This window comes from Streptomyces cylindrosporus (assembly GCF_022698165.1).
Taxonomy (GTDB): Bacteria; Actinomycetota; Actinomycetes; order Streptomycetales; family Streptomycetaceae; genus Streptomyces; species Streptomyces cylindrosporus.
Genome location: NZ_JALDAY010000003.1, coordinates 304,413 through 329,526, shown reverse-complemented (window position 1 = coordinate 329,526; position 25,114 = coordinate 304,413). Strand labels below are relative to the sequence as shown.

Here is a 25,114-nt window from a genome sequence, read left to right as displayed (position 1 = left end):
AAGCGGCGCACGAACCCCAGCGGGCCGGCCCGAAGCACACAACCAACGCGCCCGGCCGAATCAGCCGAACCGGCCTACAGCTGAACGGCCTCCGCCGTCCCCGCGGCGGCCCCGTCGGAACCAGCGGCCTCCGCTGTCTCCGACGCCCCCGCCGTCTCCGCCGACTCCGCCGTCTCCATCCGTGCCGCCTTCTTCCGCTGTCTCCGGCTCACGCGCGGCTCCTGGTCGGGAAGCCAGCCGAAGATCATGCAGCTGCCGACCGCTCCGAGGAGCAGGCCGATGAAGAAGCCGCCGAGGTTGGAGGTGACCCAGGAGCCGAGGGAGGCGCAGATGCCGATGATCGAGTAGAAGAGCCGCTGCCCGGGGCTGAACAGTGTCAGCAGTCCGCACAGCACCATCACTCCCGGCAGCAGATAGCCAGCCAGGCCCTGCATGCCGATGTGCATGATCACCTTGAGCGAGGCCTTCTCGGTGAGCAGGATCTCCGCCCCGCCGAGGGTGAGCAGCAGCCCGCCCCAGAACGGCCGAGCGGCCCGCCAGTCGTGGAAGGCGGGCCGCACGCCTTGCTTCGGGGAGCCCGACATCAGCAACCCGAGTCGCTGAAGCTGAGTTTCAGGCCCGGAAGCTTGAACACCCCAGCTGTGGTTGCGTAGTTGGTCTGCCGCAGGTTGTCGATGTGCACCGTGTCGGCCTGCTGGCTGAAGACGCCCTTCGGACCCTTGACGCCCGCCTTGGTGAGCGTGCTCGCGTCGTTGCCGATCTCGATGTTGTTGAACGAGGCGTCACCGGACAACTCGGTCGAGTCGGTGGTCAGATCGGTCGCCTGCACCTTCGACGAGCCGCTGCCCGCCTTGATGAGCAGGTTGGTGCCGCCGAGGTCCACGCTCTGGCAGAGGCTGTCCAGCGTGGCGCTCTTGATGGCGGAGGTGACGATCAGCACCTGGCCGCCGGTGTCGCCCTGGTTCGGGCTGTTGTCGATCATGCTGTCGAGCCCGCCGAACTGCTCGAATCCGGTGCCGTCGAGCGACTTCGCGGTGACCGTGAAGGGCATTCCGGAGATCGAGAAGGAGACGCCCAGCGCTCCCTCGGCGGTCATGATCGCGAGGCCGGCGGCGACGGCGACGGCGGGCACCGCCATCACCGCGGCACGGCGAAGCCGGACCCGCCCGGCTCTGGCGGGGTCGGCTGAGGAACCGCTTTCCGGGTTCCCTTGGGTCTGGTCGGCGGACGAGGCCATTTCTGCTCCCATGTGCATAGTCAGTGCGGGTTGGGCATCAGCGGCACGTTGTCCTGGCGCGGACAGCGGAACTGCGGCGGTACGGACACCTCACGACTCCCGGCGGACGCAAGGGCTTTCTCCGTACTCAGCAGTAGCCGTGGGGGAAGTTACCCGTGGTTACTTTTATGGGTCAAGGGAGTTGTGAAAAAAGGATGTTGATTGTGTACCGGCTGTGCCGCGAACGCCGAGGCGGGAGCGAGCGGGGCTCTTGAACGATCGTCAACTCCCTTTCGATGCCTTGACGTTGACGGACACTCAGGTCTAGAACTGCCCCTGGCTTTCCCCCGATCCGTGGCGCCGGATCAAGCCACGCGGCACCGTTCGCGTCTCCCGGACCGCTGTAGTCCAACGCGGGCGCATCGCCGTTCGTTCACACACCCTCCACGGCCCGGCACGGGCACTTCCCCCCTGGTCCGCGCCGGGCCGCCTGCCCCGCCCGGCCTGCCGACGGCTCCCCCCACGGGTCTGCGGCCGGTCACCGGCGGGTCGTCGTCGCCGGCCCGTGGCGTACGGAGAAGGCGTCACGGGCCGGCAACGGCGGACGCCCCTCGGCGTCCACGCGCCCTCTGTGGCCCTCTCGTTCCACCGACCCTCAGACCCCCCACTTCGAAAGAGGTACTCACGCATGCGCACTCGCACCCTCCTCACCCTGGTCGGCGCCGTCGCCGCCCTCTCCATCCCCGCCGCCGTCCCCGCCTCGGCTGCCGACACCCCGGTCCTGACCACCGGTTCGGTCGGCGGCACCGCGGTCGCGGTCGGCGACGTCCTGACCGCCCCGCTGGCCAGCGGCACCAGCGCCACCCTGTACTCCAGCGCGACCGGCACCAGTGGCGTGAAGTGCACGTCCTCGACGTTCACCGCGACGGTCACCGACAACCCCGCGGCGCCGGGTACGGCCACCGAGTCGGTCGGCGCGCAGACCTTCGACAGCAGCAGCTGCACCAGCAACGTCGTCGGTGTCCTCGGCGTCAGCAGCATCACGGTCGACAACCTGCCGTACACCACCACCGTGGCCTCCGACGGCACCCTCACGGTCACCCCGGCGAGCGGCTCCACCATCCAGACCACGGTCAAGCTGACCACCCTGCTGGGCAGCATCACCTGCGTCTACCAGGCCGCCAGCCTGACCGGCACGACCAGCAACGACGACGCCAGCATCAACTTCACCAACCAGGCGTTCACCAAGACGTCCGGCTCGTCGCTCTGCTTCAGCGCGGGGTACTTCACCGCCAAGTACGCCCCGGTGACCGACAACGGCGCGACGGTCTACGTCAACTGACCCTCGTAGAAGCGTGGTTCGGCGTCGATCCGATCAGTGTCGACGCAGTCGCAGAGCCAGGGCGGCGCCGCCGGTGAGCACCAGCACGGCGGCGGCGCCGCCCGCCAGTAACGGCGCCGACGGACCCGAGCCGGCGCTCTCGGTGGAGGCGACCGGAGTGCTGTCGGGGTTCGACGGCGCCGCGGTCGCCTCCGCCGACTTCTGCTGTGCGGGCGAGGCCTGGGCGCGGCTCTTCTCGGCCGTCGGGGAGGGGGTGCCGCTCGCGGTCCTCTCCTTGCCCGCCGCGGCCGACGCGGACGGCTCGGCGCCACCCTCCTTGCCACCACCCGGGAACACCACGTCCGAGCAGGAGTAGTACGTGTCCGTCGTGCTGCTGTTCTGCCAGATCGTGTAGAGCACCTGGCGTCCCGTCCGGTCCGACGGAAGCTTCGCGGTGATGCGGTACGCGCCGTTCGTCAGCGCCGGGTCCTTGACCGACGCGAAGGGCTGCGCCGGCAGCTCGGACCAGGTCAGCGGCTTCGTCGGGTCGTAGCCCGGCTTGGTGAGATACAGCTTGAACGTGCCGGTGTGCGGGATCGTCGAGGCGTACTTCATGGTCAGCGTGGCGCCCGGGGTCAGGTTCGTCGCCGGCCAGTCGGCGCGGGCGAGGTCGAGGCCCTGGTAGGCGGGCAGGCCGCCGCTGCACAGCTTCCCGTCCGGAATCGTCTGCCGGTCCCGGCCGTTGACGTCCGCCACCCGCACGTTGTCCCAGAAGGTGAAGGGCTGGCCGTTCGCGGCGACCGCCGCCTTGCAGGCCGCCGTCTTCGCGTTCGCGCCGCCGTCGGGGGAGCAGGCGTACGCCCGGCTGACCGGATCCGTCGGCGCGCCGTGCGCCTGCGCGGTGCCCGCCGCCCACAGCGGCAGCAGGAACGGGGTGACGAGGGCGGCCGCCAGGGCGGTGCGGTGCGCGGTCTTCCGGGACATCCGGAGGCCTCCTCGGCCGACGGGGTTACGGGGTGCTCCCGTGCAGTACGGAGAACGGGCCCCGCGCGTTCACCACGTGACACTCGACGTCCCCGCCGCGCGGGACGCGGGCGCTGTCCCCCACGTCGCATTGAAAGCCCATCGGTTGCCTCGTACGCTAACGCACACGGGTACGGATCAACGCCGCTGACTGGTCTGCCAATTGCGCTCGCGGGTGGAGGGAGGGTTACACGTGTCCTCGGTCACCCACCGTTCCCGGGCTCGGCGGCGGATGAATACCGAGCGTCCTGTTTGCTTCCGGCCGCAGCCGAGCGGCCCCCTCGGCGACGACGCCCAAGTCCCTTCTGCCACAAGGGCCTTGGGCGTTTTCGACGGTCACCCTCGGCACCGCCGGACGGTGAGATATCGTGTACGGGGAGTGAGAAGTCGGCGGCAGCGGTCGTTCTTTCCAGTCCAGGGGGGTTCAATTCCTTCCTACGAGTGTTCGGTTCCGGTCCCAGGAGAGTCCAGTCGATGGCGAGGCAGTTACGGGCCGAGCAGACCCGCGCGACGATCATCACAGCCGCAGCAGACCTGTTCGACCGTCACGGCTACGAATCGACCAGCCTGAGTGACATCGTCGAGCACGCCCAGGTCACCAAGGGTGCGCTCTACTTCCACTTCGCGGCGAAGGAGGATCTGGCGCACGCCATCATGGAACTCCAGTCCCGCGCCTCGCGCGAGGTGGCGAGCGAGCTGGACGCCCGCGGCTACTCCTCCCTCGAAACGCTGATGCGGCTCACCTTCGGCATCTCCCGACTCTCCGTCGAGGGCCCGATCCAGCGGGCCGGACTCCGCCTCGCCACCGGCCCGGTGGAGGTGCGGCCCCCGCTCGCCCACCCCTTCACCGAGTGGCGGGACATTGCCATCCGCAAACTGCACGGCGCCGTCAAGGAGTCCGACGTCCACCCGGACATCGACATAGAGGCCACCGCACACGCCCTCGTCAGCTGGTTCGTCGGCACCCGCGTCGTCGGCCGCACCCTGGAGCCCGTAGCCCGTCAGCCCCGCCGTGTCGCCGAGATGTGGCACGTCATGATCCGCGGCCTGGTCCCGGTAACCCGCCGCGCCCGCTACCTCAACCTGGCCGCCCACCTGGAGCGGGAGATCAGAACGGTCTGAAGCGCGGGGCGCGGGGGCCGGGGGCCGACGGGTGGCCGCGACGGGCGGGGGATCGGGATCGGCCGGTGCGCGCGATGGGCTGGGGTTCAGGAGCGGCTGACGCCTGCGGTGGGTGGGAGGTCGGGATTGGCGGCGCCCGGGGTGCGCGGGAGTTCAGGAGCGGGGGACCTGCGGTAGGCGGGGGAGTGGGATTGGCTGGCGCCCGGGATAGGTGGGGGGATTGGAATTGGCTGGCGCCCGTGGTGGGCGGGGATCGCGATTGGCGGCGCCTGGGATGCGCCAGAGTTCAGGAGTGGCGGAATCGCGCTCCGCGGGGGATCGGGATCGCCTGGCGCCCGTGGTGGGTGGGGATCGGGACTGGCGGCGTTCGCGATGCGCCGGAGTTCAGGAGCGGAGGACCCGCGATGCGCCGGAGATTGGGATCGGACGCCGCCCGTGATAGGCGGGGATCGGGATTGGCCGGTGCCGTGATTGGCGGGGATCGGGAGTGGCCGGTGCCGCGATAGGCCGGGGTTCAGGAGCGGCGGACGCTGTCCGTGATGGGCGGGGGATCGGGATTGGCGGCGTTCGCGATGCGCCGGAGTTCAGGAGCGGCCGGCGCCCGCGGTCCGGTGAAGAGCAGGGGCGGTCGGCACCCCCCGATCCGGCGGAGATCAGGATCGGCGGGCCCCCGCGATACCGTGAGCCCCATGCCCCACACCCCGACCGCGCCCGTGATCCTCGGCAACGAACCGGGTTCCTTTCCGCGCGGTGTCCTCGCCGAGCGGCATCCCGCGATCATCCGGCAGGTGCGGGAGGCCTTCCCGTACGGCCCCGACCGGCACGGCGCGCTCGACGCGTTGCTCGCGAACTGCACCAAGGGCACGATCGAACCGCTCCCCGCCGACGCGCACGACCGGGACCTATGGGCCGAGTGGGGCCTCGCCGAGTACACCGGGCGCTCCTGGTACGACATCCCCTGGCTCTGGTCGGAGTCCTGGTTCTACCGCCGGCTCCTCGACGCCGTCGGCTACTTCACCCCCGGCCCCTGGCAGGGCATCGACCCGTTCCGCCCCTTCAAACTCGCCGAACTGGACGCCCCCGAGACCGACGCGGAACTCGCCGCCCTCGACGACCTCACCGACCTGCCCGCCGCCGACCGGGCCCGCGCCCTGCTGCACGGCTCCCTCTGGGGCAACCGCGCCGACCTCGGCTTCCGTCTCTCCGACGCGAGCGCCGACAGCAAGGAGGCCGCCCCCGGCCTGGTCGCCGACGACAGCGACACCCTCTGGTCCCTGCTCCCGCCCGCCGGCGCCGGCACCCTCCACCTCGTCGCCGACAACGCCGGCCGCGAACTCGTCCCCGACCTGCTCCTCGTCGCCCACCTCCTGGACCACGGGCACGTCGAACGGGCTGTCCTGCACGTCAAGCCGTACCCCTACTACGTCTCCGACGCCACGACGGCCGACGTGGTCGACGCCCTGCGCCGGCTCGTCTCGGCCCCGGGCGCCGCGGCCTCGTACGGCCGCACGCTCTGGTCGGCGGCGACCGACGGCCGCCTCACGATCCGCGCCCACCCCTTCGCCGCCGCACCCCTGCCCTTCGCGCACCTCCCCACGGACCTGCGTGCGGAACTCGCCACGGCCACGCTCACCATCGTGAAGGGCGACCTCAACTACCGCCGCCTGGTGGGCGATCGCCTCTGGCCCCCGACCACACCCTTCGCGGACGTCACCGCCCACTTCCCCGGCCCGGTGGCCGCCCTGCGCACCCTGAAGTCCGACGTGATCACAGGCCTGGACACGGAGACGGAGGCCGCGCTGGTGGCGGCCGAGGGTCAGCGCTGGCGTACGGGCGGCACGCACGCGTTGATCCAGGTGCGGCCGTAGCTGCCCGGGACCCCTCAACCCACTCAATCCACCTGCACCGGCAGCGACTTGATCCCGTTGATGAAGTTCGACACGAGCCGCCCGGCCGGACCCGCCGTCCGCAGCTCCGGGAACGCCCGGAGCACCTCCGCGTACAACACCCGCAACTGCAACCGCGCGAAGTGCGCGCCCAGGCAGACATGCGGTCCGTCCCCGAAGGAGACGTGCGGGTTCGGCGTGCGGGAGAGGTCGAGGCGGTCCGGGTCGGCGAAGACGCGTTCGTCACGGTTGGCCGAGGCGTGGAAGACGACCACCTTGTCCCCGGCCCGGATGCGCCGGCCGGCGAGCTCGGTGTCCTTGGCGGCGGTGCGCCGGAAGCTGAGGACGGGCGGGTGCCAGCGGAGCAACTCGTCGACAGCAGAGGGGAGTTCGGCCCTCCCTGAGTGCAGCAGCTCGTACGCCTCCGGGTGTTCCGCCAGAGCGAGCAGGCCGCCCGGAGCGGCACTGCGCACGGTGTCGTTGCCCGCGACGGTGAGCAGGAAGAAGAACATCTCCAGTTCCGCGTCGGTGAGTTCGGGATCCTGGGCGAGAGTGGTCATCACGTCGTCGGCCGGGTGGCGGCGCTTGTGCGCGGCCAACTGCTGGGCGTAGCCGAACATGTCCCGAAGGGCGGTGGGGGAGCGGGGGTTGACCGGTCTGCCCGCGGCGTCGAGGACGGACGGCCCGGACTCGTCCGGGTCCTGGTAGCCGATGACCCGCCGGGTCCAGTGCAGCAGCAGACCGCGATCGCCGTCCGGGACACCCAGCAGGTCGGCGAGATTGAGCAGGGCGTAGTCGTCGGTGACGGCGGCGACGAGATCGACGGTGCCGTCACCGGCACAGGCCGCTCGCAGGGCCTCGGCGAGCAGCGTCCTGGCCCGCTCCCGGGCGAGCACGGTGAACCGGTCGACGCGCCCGGGCGTGAACGCCCGGCTGACCAGCCGCCTCAACCGGCCGTGCTCCGGCGGATCCTGATTGAGCATCATGCGCCGGATGAACGGCAGGTCGTCGGGGTCGGGATCGCGGATCTGGGTCGCGCCGAGACACGAGGAGTACGTCGCCGAGTCCTTCAGCACCTGCACGACGTCCGCGTGCCGGGTCACCGCCCAGAACCCGGGCCCGGCCGGCCAGCCCAGCACCTCCGGCTCCTCCTGCCAGGCCACCGGATGGTGGTCGCGCAGGACGCGGTACGAGTCGTGCGGCACCCGGGCGGCGTACCGCCGCGGATCGAAGACGTCCGGGACGGGCGGAGCCTCGCGTACGTTCATGCGACCACGGTGACCCGGCGCCCCGGCCCGGACAAGGGAACGCGCGGCGGCGGGCGAGTGTTGGCCACCGTGTCGGATTCGGCACCGCCGGACGAAGGGAACCGCGCGACATGCTGCGCATCGGAGTGGCACCGCACCGCCTGTGGCCCGCCCGCGAGGACGAGGTCGACGGCATCCTGGAAACCGCCCGCACCGCCGAGGCGCTGGGCTTCGACCACGTCTTCGTCAGCGGCCACGCGGTGGCGGGCGACACGGGCGTGACCCCGGACCCGCTGGTGACGCTGGCCGCCGTGGCCGGGGCGACCGAGCGCATCGGGCTGCTGACCAGCGTGCTCGTACTGCCGCTGTACAACCCGCTCCTCGTCGCCCACCAGGCCGCCACCCTCGACCGCCTCTCCGGCGGCCGCTTCACGCTCGGGATCGGCACCGGATGGGACGCGACGGAGTTCGAGGCCGTCGGTGTCCCGTTCGCGGGGCGCGGTCGAAGGCTCGACGAACAGCTCGCCGCGGTACGGGAGTTGTGGCGGGACGAAGGGGCGGTACGGCTCGGGGTGCGGCCGCGCACCGAGGGCGGGCCGCCGCTGTGGATCGGCGGGCAGAGCGACGCGGCCCTGCGCCGGGCACTGCGGTACGGCGACGCCTGGCACGGCTCCGGCCTCGACGCCGCCGGGCTCACGGCCGTACGGGAGAGGCTCGGGGTGCTCGGGGAGGCGGCGGGCCGCGATCCGGGGACGCTGAGGCTGACGGCGGGCGCCTTCCTCGTACCGCCGGGCTTCGAAGCCGCCGTACAGGGGCCGGGGCGGCCGCTGGGCGGGCCGGGGGCGAGCGCCGAGAGCGTACGGGACGAGCTGGGTGCGCTGGCCGACGCGGGGCTCTCGGTGTGCTCGCTGTGGCTTCCGCTGGCCGCGGAGGCGGTCGCCGACGGGCTCGCGTGGACGGCGGAGGAGATCCTTTCGTATTTCTCCAAAGACTGAGGTCCCGGCCGGTCAGCCTGTGGTGATCATGACAAAATGCTGGTAGTCATGCCCGCATGGCGTTACGTCGATTGCGGCCGGGAATCGGAAAACCGGCGGTCGTCCTGGCCGCCCTGACACTGCTCCTCGCCGCGTGCGGCGAGGACGGCGGGGGCTCCTCGAACTCCGCGGGCAACGGGAGGACGAAGCTCAAGGTGGCCGCGCTGCCGCTGACGGACTCCGCGGCCCTGTACATCGCGCGGGACCGCGGGCTGTTCGAGAAGGAGGGCCTGGACGTCACGATTCAGCCCGTCCAGCAGAGCATCCAGGCGCTGCCCGCGCTGTCCAAGGGGCAGGTCGACGTGATCGCGAGCGCGAACTACGTGACCTTCCTGCAGGCCGACGAGAAGGGCACGCTCGACCTGCGCATCCTCGCCGAGGGGGTGCGGACCGCACCGCACATGATGGACGTACTGGTCCCCGAGGACTCGAAGGTCAAGACGGTCGCCGATCTCGCGGGCAAGAAGGTCGCCGTCAACATCCTCAACAACATCCAGTCCCTCACCCTCAACGCGATCCTCGACAAGCAGGGCGTCGGCCGGCCCGTCTACCGGCAGATCGCCTTCCCGCAGATGGGGCCCGCGCTGGAGCGGGGACAGGTCGACGCGGTGCACGCGGTGGAGCCGTTCGACAGCGCGATCCAGGGGGAGTTGAAGGCGAAGGTGCTGATGGACGGCGGGTCGGCGCCGGTCCAGTCGCTGCCCATCAGCGGGTACGTCACCACGAAGAAGTTCGCCACGGACCATCCGGAGGCGGCGGCGGCGTTCCGGCGCGCCATCGAGGCGGCGTCGAAGATCGCGGCCACGGAGCCCTCGGCCGTACGGGACGAACTCCCCAAGTACACCAAGGTGACGGCGGAGCAGGCGCAGACGATCGGTCTGCCCGCCTATCCGACGTCGACGGACGCGGCACAGTTGCGGCGGCTGACCCGACTCATGGAGGACCAGGGACTGTTGAAGTCGTCGATCGATCCGGCGACCCTGCTGGTCAAGTGAGGCGGCGGGGTTGGCCCGGGAGCGGCGGCGGACCTCGCGGGGACGGCCGGTGCGGCGCGAGGGCGTGAACCGGCCCGGGCGGCCGACGCGGCTTCGACGACGTCAGGAGTACGGGCTCGGCCTGCTCGGCGTCGTACTGGCCTTCGGGGTCTGCGAGATCGTCGGGCGGGCCGGGCTCGTCCGGCGCAGCTACCTGCCGCCCGCCTCCGAAGTCCTCGCCCGCGCCGCGGAGTTGGCGGGCGACCGGTCCTTCCTGGACGGGGTCGGGGCCACCCTGTGGGCCTGGGCGCTGGGGCTGGGGCTCGCCGTCGTCATCGCCGTGCCCGTCGGTCTGCTCCTCGGCAGCCTGCCGGTCGTCGACTCCGCCGTCCGTGTGATCGTCGAGTTCCTGCGGCCGCTGCCCTCCGTCGCGCTGATCCCCCTTGTCTCGCTGCTCCTCGGCACCGGCACCGAGACCGAGGTCGCGCTGATCACGTACGCCTCCGTCTGGCCCGTCCTCTTCAACACGATCTACGGCCTCGGCGAGACGGACCCGCTGGCCAAGGACACGCTGCGAGCCTTCGGCTTCGGCCGGCCGTCCGTCCTCCTCCGCGTCGAACTCCCCGCCACGGCGCCCTTCATCGCGGCCGGCATCCGCATCTCGGCCGCGATCGCCCTCATCCTCGCGGTCGCCACGGAACTCCTCTCCGGCTTCGGCGAGGGCCTCGGCATCTTCATGGCCCAGGCGAGCCTGGCCACCGACGGCACCCGCGACGTCCTCGCGGGAGTGGTGTGGGCGGGCGCGCTGGGGTTGGTCATCAACGGCGTACTGGTGTGGTGCGAACGACGGTTGTTCCCCTGGACACCGGAGCGACGGGGGAGCGGGGCGTGAGCGAGGGGCAGAAGGACAGCAGGGCACCGGATGACGCCCGCACCCCGACACCCGCAAGGTCGGCCCTCTCGTCCCACCGCCCCGACCGATCCGCCCCGTCGGCAACCTCCGCCCGCGACGCGCACCCCTCCCACCTCCTCCTCCGCCTTCTGGTCCTCCTACTCGCCCTAGCCGCCTGGCAGTTGGCGGCCGACGCCCACGGCAGCGTCTACTTCCCGCCCCCGAGCCGTATCGCCCACCGCGCCTACGAGCTGTGGTTCTCCGGCCCCGTCCGGCACCTGTTCCTCACCTCGGCCGCCTTCGAGGACGTGCTGCCGAGCCTCGGGCGCATGGCGGCCGGGTTCGGGATCGCCGCCCTCGGCGGGATCGCGGCCGGCGTCGTCGTCGGGCGGTCACGGTGGGCGTACGCCGTGTGCAACCCGGTGCTCCAGTTCGCCCGGGCCGTACCGCCCCCGGCACTCGTGCCCGTCCTCGTCGTCGTCCTCGACTTCGGTACGCCCATGCAGATCACGTCGATCGCCTTCAGCGCCGTATGGCCGGTGCTCATCAACACCGCGGAAGGCGTACGCAACACCGACCCCCTCCGCATCGACGTCGCCGCCGTCCTCCGCCTCGGCCCCCTGGAACGGCTCCGCTTCCTGCTGCTCCCCTCCGCCCTGCCCCGCATCTTCGCCGGCCTCCGCCTGAGCCTGTCGCTCTCCCTCATCCTCATGGTGTTCTCGGAACTCCTGCCCGGCACCGCCGACGGCATCGGCTTCACCCTCACCGACGCCCAGTCCCGCTCCGACCTGCTCACCGTCTGGGCGGCCCTGCTCCTGCTCGGCGTCCTCGGCCACCTGCTCAACACCGCCCTCCTGGCGGTCGAAAGACGCCTCATCGGACGGGGAAGGACGACACCGTGACCCTCCGCCTCGACGCCCTAGGCCAGCGCTACGGCGACCACCTCGTCCTGCACGGCATCGACCTCACCGTCCCCGACGGCCAACTCCTGTGCGTCGTCGGCCCGTCCGGCTGCGGCAAGTCCACCCTCCTGCGCACCGTCGCCGGACTGCAGCCCGCGAGCGAGGGCACGGTCACCGTCGACGGCACCCCGGTCACCGGCGTGCCCGACCAACTCGCCGTCGTCTTCCAGGACTACGGCCGCTCCCTCTTCCCCTGGCTCACCGTCCGCGACAACGTCGCCCTGCCGCTGCGCCGCCGCGGACTCGCGAGGGCCGAGCGCCGCGCCGAGGCCGAACGCATCCTGGAGCGCGTCGGCCTCGACGGCGCCGGCTGCCGCCACCCCTGGCAGCTGTCCGGCGGCATGCAGCAGCGCGTCGCCATCGCCCGCGCCCTGGTCTGCCGCCCCTCGCTGCTGCTGATGGACGAACCCTTCGGCTCCCTGGACGCCCAGACCCGCGAGGACCTGGAGGACCTCCTCCTGGAGGTCCACCGCACCGACGGCGCGACCATCGTCTTCGTCACCCACGACATCGACGAGAGCGTGTACGTCGGCGACCGCGTCGTCGTCCTCTCGCCGGGCCCGGGCTCCCGTGTCGTCCTCGACCTCCCGGTCCAACTCCCGGGAAAGCGCGACCAGATAGGCACCCGGGGCCTGCCGGAGTTCGTCGAGCTCAGGGCGGAGGTGGGGCGGGCGGTGCGAGGGGCTCAGGGATACCCGACGGGTTGATCAATTCACCCATATGTCCTGCCACACCATCCGGTGGTCCGAGGTCACCACGGTCCTGCCGTCGCCCACGAGGCGGTACAGCGGGTCGTCGGACGTCGGCCAGAAGACGCCGTTCGCCCCGGGGACCAGGCCCTTGGACGGGATGATGTGGTCGACGCGGAGGTTGCCCGGCGCGGTGTCGCTGAAGTCGCCCGTGTCGTAGGCGGGGTCGCCCTTCTGGCCGATGTTCGCGCCGCCCTGCACCCGCGCCGCCTCCACGCCGCCCGCGCTGGCCGGCGGGGTGGCCGGCAGGCGCACCGCGGGGTGTTCGAGGAGCTGCCGGATGGCGTGGTCGTAGCTGTCGCCGTCCAGCGGGTCCGCGTTCTGGTCGCCCGCGATGACGAACCGCTCGCCGGGGTGGAGTCCGCCCCGCATGCCCTTGTCGTCATACAGGTAGGCGCTGCGGTGCCGGCCGCCGATGTAGTCGGCCCAGAGGCGGATCTCGTCGTGGTTGCGCCGGCCGTTGCGGTCCTCGGTGCCGTCGAAGGTGGGCGGCGTCGGGTGCGACACCAGGAAGTGCACCGTCTCGCGGCCGATGCGCACCGGCACGTCCCAGTGGCTCTTGGAGGACAGACGGAAGACCGCGAGTGCCGCGTCGGTGTAGTAGCCGGGCGGGATCACGTTCCCCGGCATGTCCTTCCACAGGAAGTTCTGGAACGTGCGCACCGCCCGTGCGGCGAGCGGGAACTTGGAGAGCACCACCAGGCCGTACTGCCCGGGGAAGAAGCCGTAGCCGAAGCAGTCCTGCGCGTACGCGTCCGAACCGGGCGTCGTCACCACGCCGTTCTTGCCGTCGAAGTCCACGCCCGAGGGCACTCCGGTGTTCACCGGTGCCGTGAAGTGGTGCGGGAAGTGGATCGGACGGGCACCGCTCTGTCCGACGGCGAGGTAGTTCTTCAGGAACAGGCGGACCGCGGCGCCCTGGTCGTCGTAGTCGAACTCGTTGATCAGCAGCACGTCGGGGTCGACCCGCTGGATGGTCTCCGCGACGTTCTTCGCCTGCTGGTTGTCCGGCGTGGACAGGTCCGTGACGAGGGCGCCCTGGGTCGAACGGTTCAGCGAGGCGTTGAAGGTGGCGAACCGGACGCTGCGGCCGTGCCGTTCGGCCGCCGCCGCGGGCAGGGCCGCGGTGCCGGCCAGCGCCGCCCCGGCGAGCGAGGCGAGTGCGGTACGGCGGGAGAGGCTTCTGGTGTGGTGGTTCATCGGGGCTCCGGTTCCTGCGAGACGGACGAGATGTCCGAGGACTTGGGGACACGTGAACTCCCGTAGTCTGCGCGCGTAGAGATGAACGCCACAAGGGCCCGTCAGAACTCCCGGATTCACCCTCGATTCACGCGATGGTGTGATCATGTCCCGCCCCGCGGATGCCCTTCCGGGGCCCTGGGTAGAGCCCGGGCCATGACGCAGCAGCCCTTCGAACTCCCGCACTTCTACATGCCGTACCCCGCGCGGCTGAACCCGCATGTCGACGAGGCCCGCGCCCACTCGACCGCGTGGGCGCGCGAGATGGGCATGCTGGAGGGATCCGGGATCTGGGAGCAGTCCGACCTCGACGCGCACGACTACGGACTGCTCTGCGCCTACACCCATCCCGACTGCGACGGCCCCGCGCTCTCGCTGATCACCGACTGGTACGTGTGGGTCTTCTTCTTCGACGACCACTTCCTGGAGACCTTCAAGCGCAGCCAGGACCGCGCGGGCGGCAAGGCCTACCTGGACCGGCTGCCCCTGTTCATGCCGATGGACCTGTCGACCCCGATGCCCGAGCCCGAGAACCCCGTCGAGGCCGGACTCGCCGACCTGTGGACGCGCACGGTGCCGTCGATGTCCGCCGACTGGCGCCGCCGTTTCGCCGTGGCGACCGAGCACCTGCTCAACGAGTCCCTGTGGGAGCTGTCCAACATCAACGAGGGCCGGATCGCCAACCCCGTCGAGTACATCGAGATGCGCCGCAAGGTCGGCGGAGCGCCCTGGTCGGCGGGGCTCGTGGAGTACGCGACCGCCGAAGTCCCCGCGTCCGTCGCGGGGTCGAGGCCGCTCAGGGTGCTGATGGAGACCTTCTCGGACGCCGTCCACCTGCGCAACGACCTGTTCTCCTACCAGCGCGAGGTCGAGGACGAGGGCGAGAACAGCAACGGCGTGCTCGTCCTGGAGACCTTCTTCGACTGCACCACCCAGGAGGCCGCCGACACCGTCAACGACATCCTGACCTCACGCCTGCACCAGTTCGAGCACACCGCGCTCACCGAAGTGCCCGCACTCGCCCTGGAGAAAGGTCTCACCCCGCCCGAGGCCGCCGCCGTCGCCAACTACACGCGGGGCCTTCAGGACTGGCAGTCCGGCGGCCACGAATGGCACATGCGCTCCAGCAGGTACATGAACGCACGCGCGCGTACCGCGCGTCCCTGGCACGGCCTGACCGGCCCCGGCACCTCCGCCGCCGACGTCGGCGCGCTGCTCGCGGCGGCCGGCGCCGAGCGCCTGCGCGCGTACACGCACGTGCCCTTCCAGAAGGTCGGCCCGTCCGTGCTGCCCGACTTCCACATGCCCTTCGAGGTGGAGCTGAGCCCCCATCTGGAGGCCGCGCGGCCCCGGCTCACCGCCTGGATGCACGCCATGGGCATGCTCCAGGAGGGCGTCTGGGACGAGGACAAGCTCGCCGCGTGCGACCTCGCGCTCTGCTCGGCGGGCCTCGACCCGGACGCCACCCCCGAGGCCCTCGACCTCAGCGCCCAGTGGCTCGCCTGGGGCACCTACGGCGACGACTACTACCCGCTCGTCTTCGGCAACCGCCGCGACCTGGCCGCCGCCCGCCTGACCACACAGCGCCTGGCCGACTGCATGCCCGTCGACGGCGAGGCGACCGTCGCACCGGCCAACGGCATGGAGCGCGGCCTGATCGACCTCTGGGCACGGACCACGGCGGCGATGACCCCGGACGAACGGCGCACGCTCAAGGACTCGGTGAACGTGATGACCGAGAGCTGGGTGTGGGAGCTGTCCAACCAGCTGCAGAACCGCATCCCCGACCCCGTCGACTATCTGGAGATGCGCCGCGCCACCTTCGGCTCCGACCTCACCCTCAGCCTGTGCCGCATGGGCCACGGCCCCGCCGTACCGCCCGAGGTCTACCGCAGCGGCCCGGTCCGCTCCCTGGAGAACGCCGCGATCGACTACGCGTGCCTGGTCAACGACGTCTTCTCGTACCAGAAGGAGATCGAGTACGAGGGCGAGATCCACAACGCGATCCTGGTCGTGCAGAACTTCTTCGGCGTGGACTACCCGACCGCCCTCTCCGTCGTGCACGACCTCATGACCCAGCGCATGCAGCAGTTCCAGCACGTCGCGGAGAACGAACTGCCCGTCGTCCACGACGACTTCGACCTCTCGGACGAGGCACGCGAGATCATGCGGAACTATGTGAAGGACCTCCAGAACTGGATGGCGGGCATCCTCAACTGGCACCGGACGGTCGACCGATACAAGTCGGACTACCTGTCCCGCCGCACCCACGCCTTCGTCCCCGATCAGCCGCCCGCGGTACCCGTTCCATGATGTCCGGAATCTTTCACCCTTTCGGGCGGAACAGGGCATTCCCGGAACTTCGGCGATGCGCCACGAGTCCTGTGAGGTGAGGGAACAAGACCACAGAACACACGGGGGTGTTCGATCTTGACCGACATCATCGAGAGGATCACCGAGGGCGGTACGGGGGACGCGGCACCGGCTCCGGACGAACTGGCGCCGTACGTGGCGCGGTTGCCCGTCCCGCCGGTACTGCGGCCCGGCTCCGGGGACGTCCTGCGCGAGACGGAGATCGCCCTGCGCCCGACCTGGATCCGGCTGCACCCGCAGCTCCCGCCGACCCTGATGTGGGGTTACGACGGCCAGGTGCCGGGCCCGACCATCGAGGTGCGCCGGGGGCAGCGCGTCCGGATCGCCTGGACCAACCGGATCCCCAAGGGCGGCGAGTACCCGGTCACTTCGGTGGAGGTGCCGCTCGGCGCGCCGGGCTCCGCACCGCCGAACACCGAGCCCGGCCGCGGCGGCGCCGAGCCGAACAAGGACGTCGCCGCCCTGCCCGCCTGGTCGGTGACCCACCTGCACGGCGCCCAGACGGGCGGCGGCAACGACGGCTGGGCGGACAACGCGGTCGGATACGGTGACGCCCAGCTCTCGGAGTACCCGAACGAGCACCAGGCGGTGCAGTGGTGGTACCACGACCACGCCATGAACATCACGCGGTGGAACGTGCACACGGGCCTGTACGGCACCTACCTCGTCCGTGACGACGAGGAGGACGCCCTCGGGCTCCCCGGCGGGGAGCGGGAGATCCCGCTGCTGCTCGCCGACCGCAACCTGGACACCGACGAGGACGGCCGCCTCAACGGCCGGCTGCTGCACAAGACGGTGATCGTCCAGCAGCAGAACCCGGAGACCGGCAAGCCGGTCACCCTCCCGTTCACCGGCCCGTACACCACGGTCAACGGCCGCATCTGGCCGTACGCCGAAGTGGACGCGGCCTGGTACCGCTTCCGGCTGGTCAACGCGTCCAACGCGCGCATCTACAACCTCGTCCTGGTCGACGAGGAGGACAACCCGGTGCCGGGCGTCGTCCACCAGATCGGCAGCGACGGCGGGCTGCTGCCCCGCCCGGTCCCGGTCGACTTCGACGCCGCGCTGCCGACACTCACTGCCGCCCCGGCCGAGCGCTTCGACCTCCTCGTCGACTTCCGGGGCCTCGCGGGCAGGAAGCTCCGCCTGGTCAACAAGGGCCGCAACCAGCCCGCGGGCGTGCCCGACCCGGCGGGTGACGTACGCTACCCGGCCGTCCTGGAGTTCCGCGTCGGCGACTGCGCGGGGACGGACACCTTCGAGCTGCCCGAGGTGCTCTCCGGCTCCTTCCGCCGGCTCACGCACGACATCCCGCACGGCCACCGCCTGATCGTGCTCACCCCGCCCGCCACCAAGGGGGCCGGCGGCCACCCGGAGATCTGGGAGATGACCGAGGTCACCGACCCCGGTGACATCCAGGTCCCCGCGGACGGCGTCATCCAGCTCAAGGGAGCCGACGGCACGACGAAGACGTACCGGCGCACCTCCAGGACGTTCAACGACGGCCTGGGCTTCACCATCGCCGAGGGCTCCTACGAGCAGTGGAGCTTCCTCAACCTCGCGCCGATCGTCCACCCGATGCACATCCACCTGGCCGACTTCCAGCTGCTGGGCCGGGACGCCTACGACGTCTCGGGCTTCGACCCGGCGGTCGGCGGCACTCACACGCCGATCGCCTTCGACGCGGGCACCCAGCTCCCGCTGGCGCCCAACGAACTCGGGTACAAGGACGTGTTCCGGGTGCCCGGCGGTCAGATCCTGCGCGTCATGGGCAGGTTCGACGGCGCGTACGGCCGGTTCATGTACCACTGCCACCTCCTCGAACACGAGGACATGGGCATGATGCGGCCCTTCGTCGTGATGCCCGAGGAGGCGCTGAGGTTCGACCACGGCGGGGCGCACGGCAGCCACGGGGAGGGTCACACCGGCTGAGTCTCCGCACGCGCCGCGTGCTCCACGGCGGCTCGCGCAAGCGCCCGGACCATCGGGTGCGGGCGTGAGCCGTCGCCCGCCAGCTCCGGCTGGAAGAGGGAGGCCAGGAAGAAGGGATGGCCGGGGAGTTCGGCCATGCGGACGTTGCCGTCCTCGTCGAGGCCGGAGAAGCGCATCCCGTGCGCGCGCAGCGTGTCGAGATGACGGGAGGGGCCGTACTTGCAGAAGTAGCGCTCCACCGTGCGCTCCGAACCGATCACGGACTGGGCCAGCGAGTCCGCTTCGAGCGCGACCACGCCCTCGTGGCCGACGAGTGAGCAGGCCAGCGGCTCGATCAGCAGGTCCTCGGCGTCCGGGTCGCTCTCCGCGTGCGCCACCCGGGTCAGCCCGCACACGTTGCGGGCGAACTCCAGCATGGCGTGCTGGAACCCGCCGCAGGTGCCGAGGAACGGGATGCCGTCCTCACGTGCGGTGCGGACGGCCGACAGCACGCCCGCCTGGCTGCGGTACGGGCTGCCGGGCACCACCCACACGGCGTCGAACCCGTGCACCGCGCCCACCTCCTCCGCGTCCTCGGACGGGATCCAGTAGGAGTCGAGGACCAGCCGCTCGCGTTCGGCGAGGGCGTCGAGCAGAAGCGGGATGCGCGTGTGCGCCACGACGTTGGGGGAGCGGTCCCCGACCAGGGCGATCTTCGCGATACGGGCTGCGTTGTTCGGCATGTCCTCATCCTGGGCACCGCCCCCGCATCGCGTCCAACGATGATTTCTGCACTCTCGATAAGCCCGCCTGATGGCACCCTGGTGGGCATGGACCCGCACCTCCTGCGCACCTACGTCACCGTCGCCCGCCTCGCCTCCTTCTCCGAGGCCGCCCGCGAGCTCGGCTACACCCAGTCGGCGGTGTCCCAGCACATCGCGGCCCTCGAACAGGACCTGGGCGCGCCCCTCCTCACCCGCCGCCCGGTCGCCCCGACCGCGGCCGGTGATCGACTGCTCGAACACGCGGGCCCGCTGCTGCTGCGCCTCGACGCGGCCCGCGCGGACGTCGTACGGATGGCATCCGCCCCCGAACACGGCCTGACGCTCGCCGCCGCCCCCACCGCGCTCACCCCCGAGGCCGTCGCCGCCCTCCCCGCGGCCGGCGTCACCTTGCGCGTCCTGCCCCGCGACGACATCCCGGCCACCGTCGCCACCGGCACCGCGGACCTCGGCCTGGTCGACGGCCTGGCCGCGCCCAGCGACCCGCTGCGCCTGCCCGACGTGGCGCCGCTGACCACGCACGGCGTGGGGGAGGAGCCGGTGTGCGTGCTCCTGCCCGCCTCGCACCCGCTGGCCCGGCGCCCGGGACTGCGCCTCGGCGACCTCGCCGACGCCCGCTGGCTCGACGCCCCGGACGCGGGACTCCCGCTGCCCCAGCTGCGCGCTGCGAACGGCGGCCACGGCTTCCGCCCCGCCCTGCGATACGAGGGCACCGACGTCCGCACCCTCACAGCCCTGGCCGCCGCGGGCCGCGGCCTCGCCCTGCTGCCGCGGTCCGCGGCCACCGGAGTGCCGGGCACGGTCGCCGTCCCGCTCACGCACCCACGGGTCGTACACCGCACGGAACTGGTGTGCACCGGCTCACTCCGCGGAGCGCCCGCGGCGCTGGCAAAGGCGCTGGGCGCACGCGCCTGACCTCGCGCGCCGCCGCGGGAGACGCACGGCTTCCGTACTTGACCGCCGGTCAGTCTCACTCGTTCGTGGCTCGTCGTGCGCCGGCGCCCCGGGTAGCGATCCAGCCGGAGGCGATCCATGGAACAGACAGCGTTGCGTCCCAAGCCGATGCCGGGCCAGGACCCCGGCCGCACCCGGCCCAGCGTCCCGGCCCGGCGCCCGCATGCCGCGCGCCGACGGGCCCGACGGCTGCGGGCCGCGCTCTTCGGCCTGTTCGTCGGAACGGTCCTGGTGCTGTCCGGGATCGGCATCGGCACGGTCGGCGCCACGGTCATCGGCATGAGCAAACTCGCCGACCTGCAGCGCGAGGCCCGGGCCCACCCCGGTCCTTCGGCGCCGCCGCCCACCGCGACACCGTCCCCGTTCCCGTCCACGTCCCCGGCGCCCCCCATGGCGACCCTCGGCCTGGAGGCCGTGGACGCCGACAAGGCCGGCGCCCTGATCGTCGGCGTGCACGTCCCGGGCCCGGGCTACACGGCCGGCCTGGTCCGCGGCGACGTACTCCTCGCCTACGACCGGACCCGGATCGACTCGGCCGCGGACCTCGCCCGAGCCGTCGCCGACACCCGCCCCGGCACCGAGATCACCCTGACGGTCCGTCACCGAAGCGGCGGCTACCAGCAGTTGACGGTCGTACCCGGCTTCGTCACCTGAGCAAACACGTCCACCCGTGAAAACCACTGGTCCGGTCCGGCCGTACCGGCCACGATGAGCCCATGCTGAGCACCCTTCTCGCCTTCCTCGGCGCCTGTACGCTGATCGCCGCCTCGCCCGGGCCCAGCACCGTGCTGATCATCAAGCAGTCGCTGCACAGCAGGCGCTCCGGTTTCCTCACCGTGCTCGGCAACGAGACCGGCGTGTTCGTCTGGGGCGTCGTCGCCGCCCTCGGCCTGACCGCGCTGCTCGCGGCCTCCGAAGTGGCGTACGACGTGATGCGGGTCGTCGGCGCGGTCGTCCTCGTCGGCTTCGGCGTCCAGGCGCTGCGCCGGGCCCGGCGCAGCAAGGACGCCACGGACGGCTGGGAGGCCGGCGGGAAGAGCGGCTGGGCCGCCTACCGCGGCGGTCTGCTGCTCAACCTCGCCAACCCCAAGGCGGCCGTCTTCGCGATGTCCTTCCTGCCGCAGTTCGTACCCGAGGGCGCCCCGCATCTGCCGGCCATGGTCGGACTCGCCGCGCTCTGGGCGGTCTACGAGGTCGGCTACTACGGCCTGTACGTGTGGTTCGTCGGCCGGATGCGGGCCGTGCTGTCCCGCGCCGGGGTGCGCCGGCGCCTGGAACAGGTCTCCGGAGGCGTACTGCTCCTGCTCGGGGTGCGCCTGGCCCTCGAGGGCTGAGGCCTGGAGAGCCGACGCTCGTGACCGCCGGAGCACCGCCAAGACGCGCAGACCGGTCGCGCCGCCCCCGCTGTACGGGCAGGATGCTGCCCGTAGTCCCTTGTGGTCCTTTCACCCGCTCAGGGAGGCCCGGATGACCGGCAGCACGCTCGCGCCCTTCACCGCCGACGACTACCGGGCCCGTATGGACCGCGCGGCGCGTGCCGCCGCCGACGCGGGGCTCGCCGGGCTCCTCGTGGCACCCGGCCCGGACCTGGTGTGGCTGACCGGCTACGCGCCCACCGCGGCCACCGAACGGCTCACCCTGCTGGTCCTGGCCCAGGGACGCGCCCCCGTCCTCGTCGTGCCCACCCTGGAGGCCCCCGACGCGGCCGAGGCGGCCGGCGCGCCCGCCCTGAACCTGCGCGACTGGACCGACGGCAAGGACCCCTACGCCGCGACCGCCGCCCTCCTCGACGTCAGCGGCCGCTTCGGCATCAGCGACAACGCCTGGGCGATGCACCTCCTGGGCCTGCAGCGGGCGCTGCCCGGCACCTCGTACGCCTCCCTCACCGAGGCCCTGCCGATGCTGCGCGCGGTCAAGGACGCGGCGGAACTCGATCTCATGGCGGCCGCGGGAGCGGCCGCTGACGCAACGTTCGAGGAGATCCGGAAGGTTCCCTTCGCGGGCCGCAAGGAGTCCGCGGTCGGCGCGGACCTCGCCGACCTGCTGCGGAAGTTCGGGCACTCCCAGGTCGACTTCACCATCGTCGCCTCGGGACCGAACGGCGCCAACCCGCACCACGAGGTCGGCGACCGCGTCATCGAACGCGGCGACATGGTCGTCCTCGACTTCGGCGGCCTCAAGGACGGCTACGGCTCCGACACCTCCCGCACCGTCCACGTCGGCGAACCCACCGACGAGGAGCGCCGCGTGCACGACCTGGTGCGCGAGGCCCAGGAGGCCGGTTTCCGGGCGGTGCGGCCCGGCGTCGCCTGCCAGGAAGTCGACCGGGCCGCCCGCGCGGTCATCGACGACGCCGGGTACGGCGAGTACTTCATCCACCGCACCGGGCACGGCATCGGCGTCACCACGCACGAACCGCCGTACATGATCGAGGGCGAACAGCAGCCCCTCGTGCCCGGCATGTGCTTCTCGGTCGAACCCGGCGTCTATCTGCCCGGGCGGTTCGGTGTGCGCATCGAGGACATCGTCACCGTCACCGCGGACGGCGGGCGCCGGCTCAACAACACCGACCGCGAGATGGTCATAGTGGACTGAAGCAGCCACCAGGAGCCCCAACACCCCCGAGTGACGACGGCGCGACCATGACCCAGGCACCGACACCCACCGCGGACACCGTCCGCCGGCTGGTCAGTTCCCTGCTCAAGGACGGTGCGGGAGGCGCCGCCGGGCCCGAGGTGCGGCCCGTCGCCGAGGGCGGCGAGCACTCCACCTGGTGGGTCGGCGCCCGCCATGTGCTGCGCCTCGCCCCCGACCGGGAGGCCGCGGTCCGGCAGCGCCGCGAACTGCGCCTGCGGGACCTGGTGCGCCCGCACCTCCCGGTCGCCGTGCCGACCGGCGTGGCGCACGGCGAGTGGGCGCCCGGGCTGACGTACACGCTCGACACCAGGGTGCCGGGCGGCTCGGCGGAGGAGCACGACGTGTCCGCGGTCGGCGAGGCCGACCTCGCCGGGCTGCTCACGGGGCTGCGGGAGGTGCCCGCGCGGCAGGCCGAGACGCTCGGCGTGCCGCGTGTCGCCCCGCGCTCCCTGGAGGCGCTGCGGCGGGCCGCCGAACGCGCCGCCGGGCGCCTGGCCGCGGCCGACGAGTTCGACGCGGCCCGCCTGCAGCAGCTCACCCTGCCGGCCGCCGTCCAGCTCGCGGCCCAGCCCGGCACGGCCGTCCTGGTCCACCACGACCTCACGGGCGAGCACCTCGTCGTCAGCGCCGACGGGCGGGTGCGCGGCGTCCTCGACTGGACCCACGCGGTCGTCGGCGACCCCGCCGAGGACATCGCGGGCCTCGCGACCGCCGTCGGCTCCCCGGCGGCCGTCCGCGCCGCCACCCTCGCCGGCTACGGCGCCCGCCCCTGCCTCCGCGGCCTGTGGCTGGCCCGCTGCGACACGCTGATCCGCCTGGCGGCCCGCCTGGAGGACGGAAACACCGACCCGCTGCCTCTCCTGAGGCTGCGACTCCGCCGCGCCTGGGAGGCGATCCTGCTGGAGAGGGTGACGGAACTGCGGGACGAGGAGGCGGACGAGGAGCTGTAGGGGGCGCGCCCGCCCCGCCGCCCCGACGCCCTCACCCCTGCAACAGCACCACCGCCGACTCCCCCGGCACATGCAGCACCCCGTCCGCCCCCGGGGCCTCCACCGGCTCCCACGCGGCCAGTACGCGCGCGTGGCGTGGGCCCAGGGGGATCGCTGCCGGGGACTTCGCGAGGTTGACGGCCACTCGGACGTCTCCGCGGCGGAAGGCCAGCCAGCGTTCCTGTTCGTCGTAGGCCACCTTGGTGTCGGCGAGGTCGGGATCCGTGAGGTCGGCCTGTTCGTGGCGCAGTGCGACGAGGCGGCGGTACCAGGCGAGCACGCGCGCGTGGGGCTCGTTCTCCGGCTCGGTCCAGTCGAGGCAGGAACGGTCACGGGTCGCCGGGTCCTGCGGGTCGGGCACGTCCTCCTCCGCCCACCCGTGCGCCGCGAACTCCCGCCGCCTGCCCCGCCGTACGGCCTCGGCCAGCTCCGGATCGGTGTGGTCGGTGAAGAACTGCCAGGGCGTGCCCGCCGCCCACTCCTCGCCCATGAAGAGCATCGGCGTGAAGGGCGCCGTGAGGGTCAGCGCGGCCGCACAGGCCAGCAGGCCGGGGGAGAGGGTCGCCGAAAGCCGGTCCCCCTGGGCGCGGTTGCCGATCTGGTCGTGGGTCTGGCTGTAGCCGAGCAGCCGGTGCGCGGCCACGCGCGTGCTGTCCAGGGGGCGCCCGTGGTGGCGGCCCCGGAAGCTGGAGTACGTACCGTCGTGGAAGTACCCGCGGGTGAGCGTCTTGGCGACCGCGGCCATCGGAGCGCGCCCGAAGTCGGCGTAGTAGCCCTGGGACTCGCCGGTCAGCGCGGTGTGCAGGGCGTGGTGGAAGTCGTCGTTCCACTGCGCGTGCAGCCCGAGCCCGCCCCCCTCGCGGGGCGTGATGAGCCGCGGGTCGTTCAGGTCGGACTCGGCGATCAGGAACAGCGGCCGGCCCGTCTCGGCCGCGAGGGCGTCCACGGCCGTCGACAGCTCCTCCAGGAAGTGGCACGCGCGCGTGTCCGCGAGCGCGTGCACCGCGTCCAGCCGCAGCCCGTCGACCCGGTAGTCCCGCAGCCAGGCGAGCGCACTGCCCAGCAGATAGGCCCGCACCTCGTCCGACCCCGGCGCGTCCAGGTTCACCGCGGAACCCCACGGCGTGTGGTGCGTGTCCGTGAAGTACGGCCCGAACACGGGCAGGTAGTTCCCCGACGGCCCCAGATGGTTGTGCACGACGTCCAGGACCACGCCGAGCCCGAGTTCGTGCGCCCGGTCGACGAACCGTTTCAGCCCCTCGGGTCCGCCGTACGGCTCGTGCACGGCCCACAGGGAGACACCCTCGTACCCCCAGCCGTGCCGCCCGGGGAACGGGCACAGCGGCATCAACTCGACGTGCGTGACGCCCAGTTCCACGAGATGCCCGAGCCGCTCGGCGGCCGCGTCCAGGGTGCCCTCGCGCGTGTACGTGCCCACGTGCAGCTCGTACAGCACCGCGCCCGGCAGCGCCCGCCCGGCCCACTCGGCGCGCCACGCGTACCGTCCGTGGTCGACGACCGCGCTCAGCCCGTCCGGGCCGTCCGGCTGGCGGCGCGAGCGGGGATCGGGCAGCACGGGCCCGTCGTCGACCGCGAAGCCGTACCGCGAGCCGTCCCGCGCCTCGGCCTCCGTCCGCCACCAACCCTCCCGCTCCGGATCGCGTTCCAACGCGCGCGTGGTGCCGTCGCACTGCAACGTCACCCGGCCGGCCTGCGGTGCCCACACCTCGAACTGCACGGACGGTCCCCTTCGTCTGCTCACCGTGATGTAGCCCGTCCATCGTCCTCGAAACGCGATCAATC

22 protein-coding genes are annotated in these 25,114 nt (G+C 72.0%); 15 read left to right on the top strand and 7 right to left on the bottom strand.

Annotated elements, in window-relative coordinates; genetic code table 11:
• Window positions 1-74 precede the first annotated feature (74 nt).
• Together MQP27_RS10900 and MQP27_RS10895 are read right to left on the bottom strand one after the other, a co-directional pair.
• Window positions 75-584 (bottom strand): DUF6114 domain-containing protein, encoded by a 510-nt coding sequence (locus MQP27_RS10900; protein WP_242764365.1) that lies wholly within the window; start codon window positions 582-584, stop codon window positions 75-77.
• Window positions 584-1,237, bottom strand: coding sequence for a DUF6230 family protein (locus MQP27_RS10895; protein ID WP_372511157.1), 654 nt, complete (start codon window positions 1,235-1,237; stop codon window positions 584-586). The genes MQP27_RS10900 and MQP27_RS10895 overlap by 1 nt, the downstream gene beginning before the upstream one ends.
• Window positions 1,238-1,904: 667 nt before the next feature.
• Between MQP27_RS10895 and MQP27_RS10890 the strand changes: the two genes are divergently transcribed.
• Window positions 1,905-2,558: a Tat pathway signal sequence domain protein gene (locus tag MQP27_RS10890; RefSeq protein WP_242764361.1), complete on the top strand. Its 654-nt coding sequence runs from the start codon at window positions 1,905-1,907 to the stop codon at window positions 2,556-2,558.
• A 33-nt stretch (window positions 2,559-2,591) separates the two neighbouring features.
• On the opposite strand, the gene MQP27_RS10885 is transcribed toward MQP27_RS10890, so the two are convergent.
• Window positions 2,592-3,521 (bottom strand): lytic polysaccharide monooxygenase auxiliary activity family 9 protein, encoded by a 930-nt coding sequence (locus MQP27_RS10885; protein WP_242764359.1) that lies wholly within the window; start codon window positions 3,519-3,521, stop codon window positions 2,592-2,594.
• Window positions 3,522-4,034: 513 nt separating this feature from the next.
• Between MQP27_RS10885 and MQP27_RS10880 the strand changes: the two genes are divergently transcribed.
• Window positions 4,035-4,682 (top strand): ScbR family autoregulator-binding transcription factor, encoded by a 648-nt coding sequence (locus tag MQP27_RS10880; protein ID WP_242764357.1) that lies wholly within the window; start codon window positions 4,035-4,037, stop codon window positions 4,680-4,682.
• A gap of 689 nt (window positions 4,683-5,371) precedes the next feature.
• On the top strand, window positions 5,372-6,550 hold the full coding sequence (locus MQP27_RS10875) for a damage-control phosphatase ARMT1 family protein (RefSeq protein WP_242764355.1): 1,179 nt from the start codon (window positions 5,372-5,374) through the stop codon (window positions 6,548-6,550).
• Between the two features lie 23 nt (window positions 6,551-6,573).
• Here MQP27_RS10875 and MQP27_RS10870 read toward each other — a convergent pair whose 3' ends face one another.
• Window positions 6,574-7,836 carry a cytochrome P450 gene (locus MQP27_RS10870; RefSeq protein ID WP_242764353.1) on the bottom strand — a complete coding sequence of 421 codons (1,263 nt, stop codon included), beginning with the start codon at window positions 7,834-7,836 and terminating at the stop codon, window positions 6,574-6,576.
• A 110-nt stretch (window positions 7,837-7,946) separates the two neighbouring features.
• On the opposite strand from MQP27_RS10870, the gene MQP27_RS10865 reads away from it, so the two are divergent.
• The 5 genes from MQP27_RS10865 (at window position 7,947) to MQP27_RS10845 (ending at window position 12,384) form a co-directional block, all read left to right on the top strand.
• Window positions 7,947-8,810 (top strand): TIGR03619 family F420-dependent LLM class oxidoreductase, encoded by an 864-nt coding sequence (locus MQP27_RS10865; protein ID WP_242764351.1) that lies wholly within the window; start codon window positions 7,947-7,949, stop codon window positions 8,808-8,810.
• Window positions 8,811-8,866: 56 nt separating this feature from the next.
• Window positions 8,867-9,844, top strand: a complete 978-nt coding sequence (locus tag MQP27_RS10860; RefSeq protein WP_242764349.1) for an ABC transporter substrate-binding protein — start codon at window positions 8,867-8,869, stop codon at window positions 9,842-9,844.
• Between the two features lie 64 nt (window positions 9,845-9,908).
• Entirely contained in the window at window positions 9,909-10,715 is an 807-nt protein-coding gene (locus MQP27_RS10855) for an ABC transporter permease (RefSeq protein ID WP_242764347.1), read from the top strand.
• Window positions 10,712-11,617 (top strand): ABC transporter permease, encoded by a 906-nt coding sequence (locus tag MQP27_RS10850; protein ID WP_242764345.1) that lies wholly within the window; start codon window positions 10,712-10,714, stop codon window positions 11,615-11,617. The genes MQP27_RS10855 and MQP27_RS10850 overlap by 4 nt, the downstream gene beginning before the upstream one ends.
• Window positions 11,614-12,384 (top strand): ABC transporter ATP-binding protein, encoded by a 771-nt coding sequence (locus MQP27_RS10845; protein ID WP_242764343.1) that lies wholly within the window; start codon window positions 11,614-11,616, stop codon window positions 12,382-12,384. Before MQP27_RS10850 ends, MQP27_RS10845 begins: the two co-directional genes overlap by 4 nt.
• On the opposite strand, the gene MQP27_RS10840 is transcribed toward MQP27_RS10845, so the two are convergent.
• Complete coding sequence (locus MQP27_RS10840) at window positions 12,385-13,626, bottom strand: endonuclease/exonuclease/phosphatase family protein (RefSeq protein ID WP_242764341.1); 1,242 nt, start codon at window positions 13,624-13,626, stop codon at window positions 12,385-12,387.
• Window positions 13,627-13,821: 195 nt separating this feature from the next.
• On the opposite strand from MQP27_RS10840, the gene cyc2 reads away from it, so the two are divergent.
• A complete protein-coding gene (gene cyc2, locus MQP27_RS10835; protein WP_242764339.1) occupies window positions 13,822-15,978 on the top strand; it encodes a germacradienol/geosmin synthase Cyc2 in 2,157 nt (718 codons plus the stop codon).
• 117 nt (window positions 15,979-16,095) lie between these two features.
• Entirely contained in the window at window positions 16,096-17,970 is a 1,875-nt protein-coding gene (gene phsA, locus MQP27_RS10830; RefSeq protein ID WP_278195923.1) for an O-aminophenol oxidase PhsA, read from the top strand.
• Here the strand turns inward: phsA and MQP27_RS10825 are convergent.
• Window positions 17,958-18,692, bottom strand: a complete 735-nt coding sequence (locus tag MQP27_RS10825; RefSeq protein ID WP_242764337.1) for a CTP synthase C-terminal region-related (seleno)protein — start codon at window positions 18,690-18,692, stop codon at window positions 17,958-17,960. The genes phsA and MQP27_RS10825 overlap by 13 nt on opposite strands.
• An 87-nt stretch (window positions 18,693-18,779) precedes the next feature.
• On the opposite strand from MQP27_RS10825, the gene MQP27_RS10820 reads away from it, so the two are divergent.
• From MQP27_RS10820 to MQP27_RS10800, 5 genes are all read left to right on the top strand, one after another.
• Window positions 18,780-19,646: a LysR family transcriptional regulator gene (locus MQP27_RS10820; protein ID WP_242764334.1), complete on the top strand. Its 867-nt coding sequence runs from the start codon at window positions 18,780-18,782 to the stop codon at window positions 19,644-19,646.
• A gap of 117 nt (window positions 19,647-19,763) precedes the next feature.
• Window positions 19,764-20,339 (top strand): PDZ domain-containing protein, encoded by a 576-nt coding sequence (locus tag MQP27_RS10815; protein ID WP_242764332.1) that lies wholly within the window; start codon window positions 19,764-19,766, stop codon window positions 20,337-20,339.
• Window positions 20,340-20,401: 62 nt separating this feature from the next.
• Window positions 20,402-21,019, top strand: coding sequence for a LysE family translocator (locus MQP27_RS10810; protein WP_242764330.1), 618 nt, complete (start codon window positions 20,402-20,404; stop codon window positions 21,017-21,019).
• A 133-nt stretch (window positions 21,020-21,152) separates the two neighbouring features.
• Complete coding sequence (locus tag MQP27_RS10805) at window positions 21,153-22,280, top strand: aminopeptidase P family protein (protein ID WP_242764328.1); 1,128 nt, start codon at window positions 21,153-21,155, stop codon at window positions 22,278-22,280.
• 47 nt (window positions 22,281-22,327) lie between these two features.
• Complete coding sequence (locus tag MQP27_RS10800) at window positions 22,328-23,272, top strand: aminoglycoside phosphotransferase family protein (RefSeq protein ID WP_242764326.1); 945 nt, start codon at window positions 22,328-22,330, stop codon at window positions 23,270-23,272.
• A 31-nt stretch (window positions 23,273-23,303) separates the two neighbouring features.
• On the opposite strand, the gene treZ is transcribed toward MQP27_RS10800, so the two are convergent.
• On the bottom strand, window positions 23,304-25,049 hold the full coding sequence (gene treZ, locus MQP27_RS10795) for a malto-oligosyltrehalose trehalohydrolase (RefSeq protein ID WP_242764324.1): 1,746 nt from the start codon (window positions 25,047-25,049) through the stop codon (window positions 23,304-23,306).
• Window positions 25,050-25,114: the final 65 nt, after the last annotated feature.